The sequence below is a fragment of the Kitasatospora sp. NPDC056138 genome (assembly GCF_042264695.1).
Classification (GTDB): domain Bacteria; phylum Actinomycetota; class Actinomycetes; order Streptomycetales; family Streptomycetaceae; genus Kitasatospora.
On record NZ_JBHJVK010000044.1, the window covers coordinates 1 to 13,541 of the forward strand.

Annotated in this window: 12 protein-coding genes and 1 pseudogene; 8 read left to right on the top strand and 5 right to left on the bottom strand. The window is 70.6% G+C overall.

Going from position 1 to position 13,541, the window contains the following annotated elements; all coding sequences use genetic code 11:
- Positions 1–365: MFS transporter (locus ACFC1R_RS24600; RefSeq protein WP_375942005.1), on the bottom strand; the 365-nt coding region annotated here is incomplete at its 3' end.
- A 505-nt stretch (positions 366–870) separates the two neighbouring features.
- On the opposite strand from ACFC1R_RS24600, the gene ACFC1R_RS24605 reads away from it, so the two are divergent.
- A complete protein-coding gene (locus ACFC1R_RS24605; RefSeq protein ID WP_375942007.1) occupies positions 871–1,344 on the top strand; it encodes a MarR family winged helix-turn-helix transcriptional regulator in 474 nt (157 codons plus the stop codon).
- A gap of 489 nt (positions 1,345–1,833) precedes the next feature.
- Here the strand turns inward: ACFC1R_RS24605 and ACFC1R_RS24610 are convergent, their stop codons facing one another.
- Together ACFC1R_RS24610 and ACFC1R_RS24615 are read right to left on the bottom strand one after the other, a co-directional pair.
- Positions 1,834–2,109 (bottom strand): hypothetical protein, encoded by a 276-nt coding sequence (locus ACFC1R_RS24610; protein WP_375942119.1) that lies wholly within the window; start codon positions 2,107–2,109, stop codon positions 1,834–1,836.
- Positions 2,110–2,217: 108 nt separating this feature from the next.
- Positions 2,218–2,550, bottom strand: a pseudogene (locus ACFC1R_RS24615) (transposase); the annotation flags it as partial.
- A 155-nt stretch (positions 2,551–2,705) separates the two neighbouring features.
- On the opposite strand from ACFC1R_RS24615, the gene ACFC1R_RS24620 reads away from it, so the two are divergent.
- Positions 2,706–3,440 (top strand): dienelactone hydrolase family protein, encoded by a 735-nt coding sequence (locus ACFC1R_RS24620; protein WP_375942009.1) that lies wholly within the window; start codon positions 2,706–2,708, stop codon positions 3,438–3,440.
- Between the two features lie 467 nt (positions 3,441–3,907).
- On the opposite strand, the gene ACFC1R_RS24625 is transcribed toward ACFC1R_RS24620, so the two are convergent.
- Positions 3,908–4,153 carry an alcohol dehydrogenase catalytic domain-containing protein gene (locus ACFC1R_RS24625; RefSeq protein WP_375942011.1) on the bottom strand — a complete coding sequence of 82 codons (246 nt, stop codon included), beginning with the start codon at positions 4,151–4,153 and terminating at the stop codon, positions 3,908–3,910.
- Positions 4,150–5,121 (bottom strand): antibiotic biosynthesis monooxygenase, encoded by a 972-nt coding sequence (locus tag ACFC1R_RS24630; RefSeq protein ID WP_375942013.1) that lies wholly within the window; start codon positions 5,119–5,121, stop codon positions 4,150–4,152. The genes ACFC1R_RS24625 and ACFC1R_RS24630 overlap by 4 nt, the downstream gene beginning before the upstream one ends.
- 80 nt (positions 5,122–5,201) lie before the next feature.
- On the opposite strand from ACFC1R_RS24630, the gene ACFC1R_RS24635 reads away from it, so the two are divergent.
- The 6 genes from ACFC1R_RS24635 (at position 5,202) to ACFC1R_RS24660 (ending at position 12,802) form a co-directional block, all read left to right on the top strand.
- The gene (locus ACFC1R_RS24635; RefSeq protein ID WP_375942015.1) at positions 5,202–5,771 is read left to right on the top strand and encodes a nucleoside deaminase; all 570 of its coding nucleotides are present in this window, start codon (positions 5,202–5,204) and stop codon (positions 5,769–5,771) included.
- A gap of 255 nt (positions 5,772–6,026) precedes the next feature.
- A complete protein-coding gene (locus tag ACFC1R_RS24640) occupies positions 6,027–7,418 on the top strand; it encodes an FAD-binding oxidoreductase (RefSeq protein ID WP_375942017.1) in 1,392 nt (463 codons plus the stop codon).
- A gap of 228 nt (positions 7,419–7,646) precedes the next feature.
- Positions 7,647–8,972 (top strand): UDP-glucose dehydrogenase family protein, encoded by a 1,326-nt coding sequence (locus tag ACFC1R_RS24645; RefSeq protein ID WP_375942019.1) that lies wholly within the window; start codon positions 7,647–7,649, stop codon positions 8,970–8,972.
- Between the two features lie 321 nt (positions 8,973–9,293).
- A complete protein-coding gene (locus tag ACFC1R_RS24650) occupies positions 9,294–9,905 on the top strand; it encodes a DUF4190 domain-containing protein (protein ID WP_375942021.1) in 612 nt (203 codons plus the stop codon).
- 232 nt (positions 9,906–10,137) lie between these two features.
- On the top strand, positions 10,138–11,115 hold the full coding sequence (locus ACFC1R_RS24655) for a hypothetical protein (protein WP_375942023.1): 978 nt from the start codon (positions 10,138–10,140) through the stop codon (positions 11,113–11,115).
- A gap of 7 nt (positions 11,116–11,122) precedes the next feature.
- Positions 11,123–12,802, top strand: coding sequence for a M16 family metallopeptidase (locus ACFC1R_RS24660; protein ID WP_375942025.1), 1,680 nt, complete (start codon positions 11,123–11,125; stop codon positions 12,800–12,802).
- Positions 12,803–13,541 lie beyond the last annotated feature (739 nt).

A 13,541-nucleotide genomic window follows, 5' to 3' on the forward strand; every position in this document is an offset into this window, starting at 1 on the left:
GGGGCGACCAGGTCGGCGGCGACCACCGAGCCGATGCCGAAGAAGGCGCCGTGGGCCAGCGAGGTCACGATCCGTCCGACGAGCATCAGCGGGAAGCTCGGCGCGAACGCGGAGAGCAGGTTTCCGACCACGAACAGGCCCATCAGCAGCATGAGCATCGTCTTGCGGCTGATCCTGGTGCCGACCGCCGTCATCAGCGGCGCGCCGACGACGACGCCGAGCGCGTATCCGGTGACGAGCAGGCCCGCGTTGGGGATGGACACGCCGTAGTCGCCGGCGATCTCGGGCAGCAGGCCCATGACCACGAACTCGGTGGTGCCGATCCCGAAGGCCCCGATGGCCAGGGCGAGGAGCGCGAGAGGCATGACGCAACCCTCCGTACGATTGCTAGTGCGTCTTACAAGCCTCAACAATAGTTGCAGACGCGTCATATCTGCAAGTGCGGGCAATTTCCCCTGGCATCCCGCCCGGGGCGGGCCGAGGCGTTCGACAGCAAGCCCCGAGCCACTCCCCCAGGAAGCCCAGCACCGGCCGCAGGACACCCAGGCGTCGGCGGCACTGCCGCACGCCGTATCCGGCCCGACCGGGCACGGCCCCTGCACCGCAACCACCGACACTGGCGCCACCACGGGAACGGCACCGGAACCGGAGCCCGGACAGAGCGCCGGCGGGCGCGGGGCGGGCCCTCGAAGGGTCGAGCGGAACCGGCACTCGGGCGGCGGCGGATCATGCTTCTCGCCCCCCGGCACCTGGCTCCCAGCTCCGGCACCGAACGAGAGATGGTTGCACAGGCCTTATACATGCTCTGGCTGATATTTCAGAACAGGGCTTATCCTGGTCCCTGTCGCACCCGGAAGGAGACCCGGACCCATGACCGCCACGGACCCGGCGCTGACCGCCCTCGCCAACGGATGGGCCGCCCTCTACGTCCTGTACGGCAGGATCGAGGCGCACATCGAACGCGCCCTGCAGTCCGAGCACGACCTGAGCGTGCGCGAGTACTCACTGCTCGACGTGCTCAGCCGCCAGCACGACGGCGTGGGCGGGCACCTGCAGATGAAGCAGGTCGCCGACGCGGTCGTCCTCAGCCAGAGCGCCACCACCCGGCTGGTCACCCGCCTGGAGGACCGCGGCCTGCTCTCCCGCTACCTGTGCCCCACCGACCGCCGCGGCATCTACACCAACGTCACCGAGGACGGGCTGAAGCTCCTCGACGAAGCCCGGCCGACCAACGACGCCGCCCTCCGCGAGGCGCTCGACGAAGCCGCGCGCAATCCCGAACTGGCTCCCCTCGTCACGGCGGTCGAGGCGATCGACCCCCCGTTGGCACTCCGGCAGCCCTGAACCGCCCGGCAGCGGGCAGAGGCCTTTTCCTCAAGTTCCCCCAAGGCCGGGTAGTTGGCGCTGGTGGCGTGGGTGCGAGGAGCAGGCTGTGGGGGCGTGGCTGCCGTGTAACGCCCGGTGCGGACCCTTCTGATCAGCCCTCTCTCCGTCCAGCGGGCGAGCTGTCGATAGGTGGCGACGAGGGTGACGTCACCGAGGAGTCGGCGATCTCCCTTGCCCGCCACTGTCGTTGGGGTTCTGCCTGCGGCAAGGCGAGGACGCGGGGCATGCGATTGCCGGTCCTGCCGGGGCCGCGTTGCTCACGTTCCGGGCATGACGCGGGACCTCGACCTCGCCTTGCACCCCCGCCACCAGCGCCAACCACCCGGCCTTGGGGGTCACCTCAGCTGCAGTCCAGCCCGGTATGCCGGGCTTCAGCCGGTCCGGAAGAACAGCTGAGGCGCGGAGACCAACGTCATGATCGAAGTCAGAGGCGGGCAAAGATGAAGATCAAAACGGGACCGACACCCCGGCCTTGCGCAGCTGGGACAGGGCGGCGGACATGCATTGCTGCACAGTCCTCCCGTCAGCACGCATGCCATGCTCCAAAGGACCGCCACTGGCGGCGAATGTCCACGCCGGCGCGTTGTCAGCCACCCTCTCGGCGTCCACCCTGATCATGGCATTCACGCCCTGTTCGCCCAGCCATTCCAGGATGAGGAGCGTCACGTCCTCGATGCCACGATCCTGGTCGATCTTCGGCCAGCGGCCCCGGTTTCCTGTCATTGCCCAGACTCTACCGAGGGCCCTGCACCTGTCGGCGCGCCCACCGGTCAGGGGTCTGCGTCCGCACTTTCGCCGAACGTGGCAGGAGTAGGGAAACAGTGCAACCTCCGGCGGGTAGTGCACGAGCAGACGGACGTGGGTCTTCTCGCCGTTGGACTCGACCAGTTCGGTTTCGAAGTCGGCACAGACGGCGCGCATGGTCTCCTCACGGCGTCGAAGGATCTCGTCGGTGCAGGGTCCGCGCCGGTGCCTGGGCGTGAAGACCAAATGCGCGTGCAGCGTGCAGGCGGCTGTTCGCCCCTTGCGGATGCCGGGGTTTGACTCCCGGATCCTGAGGTGTTGACCGAGATCGTTCTCGCGAACAGCCCTGTGTGCGTGGGAGGCTGGCATCGGCTCCATCCGGTGGGCTACGTTGTACAGCCATGACGACCGGGACGGCATTGCGCCACACACGGATCGGTGACCCGGTGCTCCTCTGAGCGCCGTACGGGCCGGTGCCGGCCCGCTGTTGGACCGAGGGCCTCGCGCTGCTGCGCGGGCTCCGCCTCCGTCGTGTTGACCACAGGCTCGACACGTCAACCACGACAGGAGAATTCATGCCCACCAAGATGCTGCAGATTCCCACCGCGGACGGCCAGGCCGACGCGTTCGCCTCCTTCCCCGACGGTGGCGGGCGGCACCCGGGGGTGCTGATGTACGCGGACGGCTTCGGCATCCGGCCCGTGCTGCGGGAGATGGCCCGCGAACTGGCCGGGCACGGGTACTACGTGCTCGTCCCCAACCTCTTCTACCGGCACGGCCCGGCACCGGTGATCGAACTTCCCGAGCACATCGGAGAGGAGGTCCGGCCCGCGGTCTTCGCCCAGCTGATGCCCCTGATCGAGGCGCACACCGCCGAACGTGTCCTGAGCGACGCCGACGCCTACCTCAGGTTCCTCACCACCCAGCCCGAGGTCGCCGCCGGACCGGTCGCGGTGACCGGCTACTGCATCGGCGGCCTCCTGGCGGTGCGCACCGCCGCGGCCCACCCCGGCCAGGTGGCGGCCGTCGCCGGATTCCACGGCCCCGTGGGCGCCGACGGGCCCGACAGCCTCGCCAAGCTCACCGCCCAGGTCCACCTCGGTCACGCCGAATCCGACATGACGCCCGAGGCCCTCGGCGAGCTCAACCAGGCCCTGGACGCCGCAGGCGTCAGCTACACCTCCGAGATCTACCCCGGCACCGTCCACGGCTTCACCATGGCCGACACCGACGCCTTCGACCCCGCCGCACTGCAGCGCCACTGGGACTGCCTGCTCCCCCTCCTCGGCCGCACCCTGGCCAACGGCTGAGCATCCGACCCGGAAACCGAACCCGACGTACACGTCTCCGAAGTCCTGGCGATGCGTCGGAGCCGGTGTGAGGGCGGGCACAGCCCGCCCTCACCGACTGCGAGTCGGAGCGAGCCGCGGCAGGTTGGCCGCGTACGCGGGGCGAACTCGGCCAGCAGACACGGCAGGCGGACCCAGGGGCGGGATGGGCAGGGCTTGCCCCTGGGCCCGCGCAGGCCGGAGGGCCGGTCCCCGCAAGCCGCGGTGAACACGTCCCGCTGCCCGGCGACCGGTCCGGCGATCGCCGGACCGCCACGGACGCGGCCGACACCGTGGGCCCCGGGCCGCGGCATCCGCATCATCGTCGTCCGTACGCCGTCGTGATGCCCGGCGCACGAAACGATCACCGCCGCCCATCATCCTTCCTCCGCACTGGGAGGCGAAGCCTCGTTGGCAGGAGTCGCACTGGAAGCACGGCGTGACGCCGCTCACCGCGACCCGTGACCCACCTGCAGGCCGTTCACTTCGACCCCCAGTGCGTGGACGAGGCCGACCGCTTCGTGCCCCAGCGTGACGCCGGGTGCGATCGGGATGGCTCCGTTCACGTTGTGCACGTCCGAGGTGCAGACCATGGCCGCGGTGGTGCGCACCAGCGCCTCGTCGGGCCCGGGTGCCGGTACCGGCTTCTCCGTGACGCCGACTTCGCCCACGCGTTTGAAGACGAACGCCCTCATGATCGGCCGACCGTCCAGCCGAAGAGCGCCAGCAGCGCCACGTAGGCGGAGGCGACCACCAGGGTGCCCAGCACGTGGGTACGTCCCGGAGCCGCCGGCCCGGGTACCAGCCAGAACTCCAGGGCCCGGTTGATCAGCGGCATCACCACCCAGGTGAGGATGCTGACGCTCAGCACGTTGCTGATGAACAGTGCCAGGTAGCCCGGGACGTCGGCGGCCTGCAGCACCTTGCCCACCGTCAGGTTGAGCACCATGACGGTCGGGTAGAGCCCCAGGACCACGGACATGGCCTGCTTCCAGTTGGACGGGATGTCGGCCGCTCCGGTGTCGCGGCCGAAGCGGAACCATCCGCCGAACGCCGAGGCGATCTGCCGTACGTCGAAGGAGGCGTAGGCGTCGCGGCCCTCGGCGAGGAGCTTCCTCCTCGCGGCGGACGCGAGCCACGTCTCCAGGTGTTCCTGGGTGTCGAAGCGCACGACGGACACCCAGTTCTCCTGGACTCCCGGCACCGGCCGGAAGAGTTCGTCCCCCATGTAGCCGGGGGATTTCTCCTGCACCTTCTGCAGCTTCGCGTGCCAGTGCACGAACCGCGGCTCACGGCCGGGGGTGACGCGATGGGAGATCACGGCCGTCACGGCCGCTTGGGCCGGTGGCTCGTCGACCAGCACCTCCTGGGTCAGCGGCCCCTCGAACAGGGGGCGCCCCTCCTCCAGCATCCGCCCGCGCTCGGGGGAATCGAGCCAGGCCGTGAGCTGGTCGATGCGCCCGAAACGGAAGACGACCACCCATTCACCCTCCGCACTCTCCCCGGGCGGATAGACCTCGGTGCCGCTGAAACCGTCGAAGCCTCGCGCCAGCGTGGTCATCCGGTCCTGCCAGTGCCGGTAGTCCGCCTCGCGGTCTTTGCGTACCTTCTGCGAGAGGACCACGGTGGCGAGGTCGTCCCGACGGCTTGCGGAAGCATTCACCCGGACTACGCTAGCCAAAAGGGATCAATCGGGTAATACATGACACTCACCCACACGATGGGCCATCGGGAGGTCATGCCATGGACAACCACAAGGCTTTCCTGGAGGAAGCCGTACGGCTGGCCATCGAGTCCGTCGAGAACGGCTGGGGCGGTCCCTTCGGCGCCGTCCTCACCCGGGACGGTGAGATCATCGCGCGTGGACAGAACCGGGTCCTGCTCACCGGGGACCCCACCGCGCACGCCGAGGTGGAGACCATCCGCAGGGCCAGCCAGATGCTCAACCCGGAGTCGCCCTCCATTCCCGAAGACCATCAGGACGAGTCGACCCTCGAGTACATCCCACGGCCGGAAGGATCCACCGACCCGGTGCCGGAGCGCGCCCGGATGCTCAAGGGCTGCTCCATCTACATCAGCGGCGCGCCATGCCCCATGTGCATGAGCGCCATCTACTGGGCACGGATCGACCACGTCTACTTCTGCCGCGACCTGGAGGACACCCGGAAGATCGGGTTCGACGACGCCTTCCAGTACGAGGACTTCCAGAAGCCCTACGAAGAGCGACGGATCCATGTCGAGCAACTCCACCCCGAGCTCGGTGTGCCCGCCTACCAGGCGTGGACGGACAAGCCGGACCACCACCCGTACTAGAGCAACCACGGCCCGGCTCCGGCCGGCTCGCCGACTCGACGTCGGCGGGGCGTGACGGACCGGCCGGTGCGGACGGGTCCATGCCGGATCTGCCGGGCCGGCCCGTCGGGCCCGGTGGCAGCGGCTGCCACGCGTCCTCCCGCTTTCCAGCGCGCCCGGCGCGGGTCCCTCGCCCGGCACGGGTCCGTGGAGGTGCGTGGAGGTGCGCGGTGGTCGGAGGGCGCTGGAGCCTGAGCGGCCCACCAGGAGGCCGGCATGAGTGAGCACGGTGGGTCCTCGGGCATCGAGGGCGCGCTCGTCCACCGGGGCGACCCGGGTTACGAGGCCCTCTGGGCGGGTGAGCTGTGGAACGACCTCAGACCGCAGCGGTACCCGGACGTGATCGTCCGGGCCGCCGGCGAGCGGGACGTCGCGCAAGCCCTCAGACTGGCCCGGTCCCGCGGTCTGCGGGTCGCGGTCCGGGCCGGCGGACACAACTGGTGGGGCTCGCCCCTGCGCGACGGCGGCATGCTCCTCGACCTCGCCGGGCTCCGCAGGTGGGAGATCGATGCCGACTCCGCGACGGCGACCGTGCAGCCCGGCGCCATCGGCAGTGAGTTCGCTGCGGAGCTCGCCCGGCACGGTCTCGCCTTCCCGGCAGGGCACTGCCCCTCCGTCGCACTGGGCGGCTACCTGCTCAGCGGCGGGCTCGGCTGGAACTCCGGTCTGTGGGGAGCAGGCTGCGCGAGCGTCCAGGAGATCACGGCGGTGACGGCCGGCGGTGAGACGGTCATGTGCACCGAGGACGAGCACCCGGGCCTGTTCTGGGCAGCGCGGGGCGCGGGTTGCGGCTTCTTCGCCGTCGTCACCGGCTTCCGCCTCCGCCTGTACCCGCGGCCGGCGGCACTCGCCACCACCTCCTACGTCTTTCCCCTGACGGCAGTCGAACCCGTGGCCCGCTGGGCCGTCGAGACGGCGCACGAGCTGCCGGCGAACGTCGAACTGTCCTTCCTCCTGGCCACCGCGGACCCGCCCCTGACGGAGGACCGGCCATCCGCCAAGGTGGTCACCGTCACCGCCACCGCGTTCGCAACCTCCCACCCCGAGGCCGTCCGCGCCCTGCGGCCGCTGCACGGCTGCCCGCTCGCCGAGCGCCCGCTCTCCCGGCGGCTCGACGAGCCGACGTCCCTCGCCGCCCTCTACGAGGCCGCCAGAGGACTGTGGCCCGAGAACCACCGGTACGCCGCCGACACCCTGTGGTCGCAGGAGGACCACGCCTCACTGCTGGCGAAGCTGGGCGACGCGCTCACCAGCGCACCCTCCGCGAAGTCCATCGTCCTGGCGCCCGTCTCACCGGTCTCGCAGGAGGACGGGCTGCTACGGAACATGGCCTTCTCCCCCCTCGGCGACAGCTACGTCGTGCCCTACGCGATCTGGGACGATCCGGCGCGTGACGACGTCAACATCGCCTGGCTGCGCGAAGCGATGCACACCCTTCAGCCGCTCGGAACCGGGCACTACATCGCCGAAGCGGACCTGACCGCCGACCGTTCCCGCGCCCGCCGGTCGTTCACGGCGCCCGACTGGGAGCGTCTGCAATCGCTGCGCGCCGAGTACGACCCGCAGCGCCTCTTCTTCTCCTACCTGGACGGCTCCGCTGAGCCGTGAGAGAAGCCCGGGCCGCAGGGCACCTTCAAGGAGTACCCGATCGAGGGCGCCCGTCAAGGTGACGCCGCCATCCGCCAGGAGGAGATCCCGGCGTCGGCTCAGCTGTGCGGGCCCCTGAACGGCGGGCCTGACGGCCGGTCGACGATGCGACGCCCAACTCGGCCGAAGCGATAGCGTTTTGGGGCACACAGCGCTGCGACCCGAGACCACCGAGCGACAGGGGCCATCATGCGAGTTTCCGTCATCGGCTGCGGCCACCTGGGGATCCCGCACGCCGCCGGCATGGCCCACCTCGGGCACGAGGTGCTGGGCGTGGAGCTCGACCGGTCGAAGGTGGACCGGCTCAACCGCGGGCAGGCCCCCATCCACGAGGCCGGCCTTCCCGAACTGCTGGAGAAGCACACCGGCTCCGGACAGCTCCGGTTCACCACCAGCATCGCCGAGGCCGCCGACTTCGCGGACGTCCACTTCCTTGCCGTCGGTACCCCCATCGACGCGGACGGCCGCTCCTACGACCCGGGCCAGGTCTTCGGGGCCGCCCGCGCCCTGGCACCGCTCCTGACCCGCCCGTGCACGATCATCGGCAAGTCCACCGTCACCGTCGGCACCACCGCCCACCTGACCCGGCTCGTCCAGCGCCTGGCGCCCGCGGGGAAGGCCGTACAGGTGGTGTGGAACCCGGAGTTCCTGCGCGAGGGCCACGCCGTCCAGGACACCCTGCACCCGGACCGCCTGGTTGCCGGGCTCACCACCCCCGAGGCCGAGGAGACCGTCCGGGAGGTGTTCGCTCCGGTCCTCGCCGACGGCGTCCCGCTGATCGTCACCACCCCCGAGACCGCCGAACTGATCAAGGGCGCCGCGAACACCTTCCTCGGGCTGAAGGTGTCCTTCATCAACGCCGTCGCCGACATGTGCACCGCGGCCGGGGCCGACGTCCTCACCCTCGTACGGGCGCTCGGCCTGGACCCGCGGATCGGCACCGGCGGGATGCAACCCGGCATCGGCTACGGCGGCGGCTGCCTCCCCAAGGACGTCCGCGCCTTCACCGCGAGCGCCGACCACCTCGGCGCCACCGACGCAGTCGTACTGCTGCGCGCCGCCGAGCAGATCAACGAGAACCGGCCCGACACCGCGCTGCGCATGATCGAGACGGCCCTCGGTCGACCCGTCGGCGGGGCCCGCATCACCGTGTGGGGCGCTTCGTTCAAGGCCGGCACCGACGACGTCCGCGAATCGCCGTCGCTCGCCCTGGCCGGCCTCCTGCACCGTCGGGGGGCGCACATCACCGTCCACGACCCGCACGCCAACGGAGCCGCGATCGTCCGGCACCCCGAACTGGACTACGCCGACGACCTCACGGCCTCCTGCCAGGACGCGGAGGTGATCGTGATCGGCACCGAGTGGCCCCAGTTCCGCGACGTCGAACCCGCCGTGCTGCAGAACCGGGTGGCAGCCCGACTGCTCGTCGACCTCCGCAACGTCCTGGATGCCGGACCGTGGCGCGAAGCCGGATGGACCGTCCACCAGCTCGGACGCCCCCAGTTCACCCGGTAGCAGGGAGCCGCGGCGGCAGACTTCTCCGACCAGATCGAGGCCCTGGCAGTCAAGGGACAGCAGGAGCTGCATCGTCGGCACTTTCCGTGATGCCGGACCCGGCACCGGCGGGGCAGTGGGATGCACCGGTAGCAAGACGTGCTGCGTGGCAGGGTCCGCGGCACTGACGGCCACAAGGGCCGGCCGAGTGCGGGTTTGATCGGCCCCCGGTCCGATCCGAGAACCGCTCCGACGGGCCCGCGGGGGTTGCAGTGGGCGGGACCCGCTAGGGTCTCGCCTCACGGTGATTGCACGGGAGTGCGGGCGAAGGTTGAGGTAGTGATGGCACAGCAGGGCCCCCTCGCGGTACGTGAGTGGGGGGCGGGCAGGGCGGACGACGGTGGTCCGCCGCTCGGTACGAATCGCTTCGCGAGCTGGGCACGCCTGTGCGGGCTGCTGGCGCTGGTGCCGTTGGCTCTGGTCTTCGGTGTGATCGGGCTGGTGCAGGTACGGCGCAGCGGACAGCGCGGCAAGGGCGTGGCACTCACCGGCCTGGTCGCCGCGGTGGTGTGGGTCCTGTTCCTCGTCGGTCTCGCGGATGTGGCCGGTGCCCATGTCCAGCGGGACAAGGCGGGTGGAGTCTCGAAGGAGCAGGCGGACAGTGTGTTCGACCTGAAGCCCGGGGACTGCTTCCTGGTGCGTTCCCGGGATGCGGGCGGCGGGATCCGATCGGTTCTGCTCGTCCCCTGTTCCGAGAGCCATGACGGCCGGGTGTACGCCACGCCGGGGTTGCCCGGTGGGGACGACGTCAACCCCCAGGCCGCCGCGGAGGATGCCTGTACGAAGGCTCGGCCGGCTTCCGTCCCTGCCGACGCCGCGTTCGGCTACCTGTATCCGGATGCGCGCGAACTGTCCCTGGGGCGCGGCCGGGCGTCCTGCTTCGTCCAGCCCTGACCGTGCAAGGGGGCGTTCCCCCGACCGCACCGGATCCGGGCACCCCGTGGTCGGAATGCTGCGCGGCACAGCAGGTGGGCTCCGGCGCCCGAACGGACGACGGGTCACGGCTGAGCGCACGCAGCGCAGGTCGGTGCTGCCGCCGGGGCCGGTGTGCCGTCCGGCCACAAGGCCCCAACTCCACCGGACATCCGGTGCGATGACCGGCTGACAACCTCTTATGATCATCCGCGTGTCCTCTGCTCAGCCGCCGGGTCAACCGGTCTACGACCTCTACGCGGCCTTCCCTCATCTCACCACCCTGCGCACTGCGGTGCGGCAACAGGACTGGTCCGCCGTCAGCGACTTCTTCGCGGCGCTCGACGATGACGACGACGTGGCGACCGCCGCGCGGACCGTTGCCGACACCGCGGGCGCCGATGCGTTCCTACGGTCCGCTGTCGCGGAGCGGCAAGAGGGAGTGGATGCCGGCCTGGCCCGGTCGCTGCTGGCCTTCCGCCTCATCCGTGCCGGCTGGGCGATCCGGTCCGGCTACCGAGCCCAGAACGTGTCACGCGATCAGTTCGCGCAGTTCCACGACCACCTGCGGCGGGCCGAGCAGTTGCTGATCGACGCCGTGGCCATGGAGCCCGGACACGTACTCGGCTGGTACCTGCGCCTGATGACCTGCCGTGGGCTGGAGCTCGGTCAGTCCGAGGCCAGACGGCGCTACGACCGCCTCGCGGCGTACCAGCCGCACCACTTCCAGGCACAGGGCCAGCTGTTGCAACAACTCTGCCCAAAGTGGGGCGGCAGCTGGAAGGCGGCCCACGCCTTCGGCAGGCAGTGCCGGAAGAACTCCCTGCCGGGTGGCCTGGATGCCCTGATCACGGTGGAGGCGCACCTGGAGCGCTGGATGGAACTGCCCACCGGTCGGCAGCACACCTACTGGTGGGCCGAGGGAGTGCAGGAGGAGCTGACCGGGGCAGCGGAGGCATCCGTACTCCACCCCGACCACCGGCCGAACATGAGCTGGATCGCGGCACGCAGCATCCTGGCCGCGGCCTTCAGCGTCTGCGGTCAGCACGGGCCGGCGGCCGTCCACTTCGCTGAGCTGGGCGAGTTCGCCGCGGAATACCCTTGGGACGCCATGTCCGGCCGGCCGGACGCGCTGCTGGTACGCCAGCGCGAGGCCGCACTGCACGCCGCGGCGAGCGCGAAGAAGGGCTGAGCCGAAGATGATCCGCCACACCGAGGTCAACGGCATTCCGACCGTCCTCACCCCGATGAGCGGTCCGCTGCAGGCCGGGCTGATGTTCCGCGTCGGGCGGGCCGACGAGACCCTGGCGACCGCCGGAATCACCCACCTCACCGAGCATCTCGCACTGCACCGGCAGGGCTTGACCGACTTCCACTTCAACGGTGCCACCTCGGCCACCGAGACACACTTCGTGGTCCAGGGGACCGCGACCGAGGTGGTCTCCTACCTCAACGGCGTCTGTGCCTCGCTGCGTGATCTGCCGCTCGACCGGCTGGAGATCGAGAAGGAGATCCTGCGCACCGAGGCGGCCGGACGCGGTGGCAACAGCCCGCTCCCGCTCTGGCGTCACGGCGCGCAGGGGTACGGTCTGCTGAGCTATCCCGAGCACGGACTGCACCGGGTCGGCCCTGACGATGTCCGGGAGTGGGCGGCCCGTTGGTTCACCAGGCAGAACGCGGTGCTCTGGCTCACCTCCGACCACCTGCCCGACGGCCTTGACCTGCAACTCCCCGACGGGGTACGGCATCCGGCGCCGGCCGCGACCTCGGCGCTGCCCACCTCACCGGCGTACTTCCACGGGGGCGAGAACCATGTCCTGCTGCACTCGGTGGTGCGGCGCAGCCCTGCGGCGATGCTCTACGCGGACGTGCTCGGCCGGGCGCTCTTCCGGCAACTGCGCCAGGAGGACGGCCTCTCGTACCAGGCGGCGGCCGAGTACTCGTCGAGGGACGCCGAGTTCGCGGTCGTCACCGCCGTGGCCGACGCCCTGCCGGCGAAACGGGAGGCCGTACTGGGCGGCTTCGTCGACGTACTGGCCGGGTTGCGGGTGGGCCGGATCGACCGGGCCGAGCTGGACAGCGTCCGCGACCAGGCGCTGGGCCGGCTCGAGGAACCGGATGCAGCGGCCCGCAGGCTGCCCGGTACTGCCCGCGACCTGCTGCTCGGCCGCACTCCGCTGGGTGTGGCCGAGTTGAGGTCCCAACTGGCCGCGGTGACCGCCGCGGACCTCGGACGGGTCGCTCAGGAGGCGGCCGCGTCCGCACTGCTGATGACGCCCCGGGGCACCGGTGCGGACTGGGCCGGCTTCACCGCCGCCCCCACCTCGTCGGACACGGCCGTGGCCGGCAAGCGCTGGCGCTCGGCGCCACACGAGGGACACGCTCTCGTGGTGGGGGCCGACGGTGTGAGCATCGTCGGTCCCCACGGCCAGGCGACCGTGCGCTACGAGGAGTGCGCGGCCATGCTGACCCACCCCGACGGCGCCCGCTACCTAACCGGCTTCGACGGCATGAGCGTGGACATCGAGCCCACTCTGTACCGGCTGCCCGCGCGCGTCGTCGCCCAGGTGGACGCGGCGGTTCCCCAGGCCGTCGTGGTCCCGCTCCCCGCCCGTCCGCAGGAACACATCCCCAAGCCTCCGGCGAAGCCGGTGGCGCCTCCCACTCCCCGCTTCAACAGGATCTCCGCGTGGAAAGCGCGGATCTCCCTGTGGGTGCTGTCCCACCCGCGCTCGGCGGCCGCACTGGGACTCCTGCTGATCCTCGGAACTCTGACGGTCGTCGGCAACGACCAGAACCCCTCTGCTGCCGCCGTCATCGCGATGGTCGTGCCGGCCGTGGTGATCTCGTTGCGGCAGATGCTGCGACGACGACGCTGACGAACGGTCAGGACCGGCGGGGCGACGCGGCTGACACGACGATGAGGAGTGTCGACGGCATCCCCCGCCGGTCCGGCTTCGGGTCGCGTCAGCGGCGATTGTCCGTAGCGTCTCCGGGAGCGGCTGTGCAGGTGAGAGCCGAGATCGTGCCGCCCGGCGTGTCACACGCTTCCGACGGTCAGCCGGACGACGTCTCGACTGTCGCTCCGACGGAGTGGTGTCGGAGTCGGGCAGCCACGAGTTCCATCTCGACGAACGTGCCCACGAGGCCGACCGTCTTCAACTCCTCTGCCAAGGAGCGTGCTTGTGCCAGTGACAGGCCGTGCACCTCTCGAATGGCGCGAAGGACGGGCACTGCACTCGCTCCGGGCTCTGTCAGCCGGAGCCGGGCGGGTCCGTGTTCTGCCAGGAGGGCCTGGCGGATCTCCTCCGGAGTCGCGTCGCCGAAGTCCTGCTCGCACCAGGCGACGGGGCAGGACTGGCAGTCCCCCACGTTTCCCCACCGCAAACGTCCGTCTCAACGGCCGCCGCAAGCGGCGGGCGGCTCCCTCCGGTGCGAAGGCACGGCCATCCTCGCTCGGCTCCGCCAAAACGCCGACGTGGAGCAGGAGTTGACGAAGGCGGAGCGGGTTCTTGCTGTGCGGGGGTTCGTCCAGCAGCCCGTGGCCGAGCATGTGTCCCTCGGTTGCGGCACGGGCGAGGAGCCCGGTGTCCGGGCCCTGCTCGATCCTCTGCCCGA

Excerpts from the sequence above, each read along its gene's own strand:
- ACFC1R_RS24605 (WP_375942007.1), top strand. The coding sequence starts at position 871 with ATGACCGCCACGGACCCGGCGCTGACCGCCCTCGCCAACGGATGGGCC.
- ACFC1R_RS24610 (WP_375942119.1), bottom strand. The coding sequence starts at position 2,109 with ATGACAGGAAACCGGGGCCGCTGGCCGAAGATCGACCAGGATCGTGGC.
- ACFC1R_RS24620 (WP_375942009.1), top strand. The coding sequence starts at position 2,706 with ATGCCCACCAAGATGCTGCAGATTCCCACCGCGGACGGCCAGGCCGAC.
- ACFC1R_RS24625 (WP_375942011.1), bottom strand. The coding sequence starts at position 4,153 with ATGAGGGCGTTCGTCTTCAAACGCGTGGGCGAAGTCGGCGTCACGGAG.
- ACFC1R_RS24635 (WP_375942015.1), top strand. The coding sequence starts at position 5,202 with ATGGACAACCACAAGGCTTTCCTGGAGGAAGCCGTACGGCTGGCCATC.
- ACFC1R_RS24640 (WP_375942017.1), top strand. The coding sequence starts at position 6,027 with ATGAGTGAGCACGGTGGGTCCTCGGGCATCGAGGGCGCGCTCGTCCAC.
- ACFC1R_RS24645 (WP_375942019.1), top strand. The coding sequence starts at position 7,647 with ATGCGAGTTTCCGTCATCGGCTGCGGCCACCTGGGGATCCCGCACGCC.
- ACFC1R_RS24650 (WP_375942021.1), top strand. The coding sequence starts at position 9,294 with ATGGCACAGCAGGGCCCCCTCGCGGTACGTGAGTGGGGGGCGGGCAGG.
- ACFC1R_RS24660 (WP_375942025.1), top strand. The coding sequence starts at position 11,123 with ATGATCCGCCACACCGAGGTCAACGGCATTCCGACCGTCCTCACCCCG.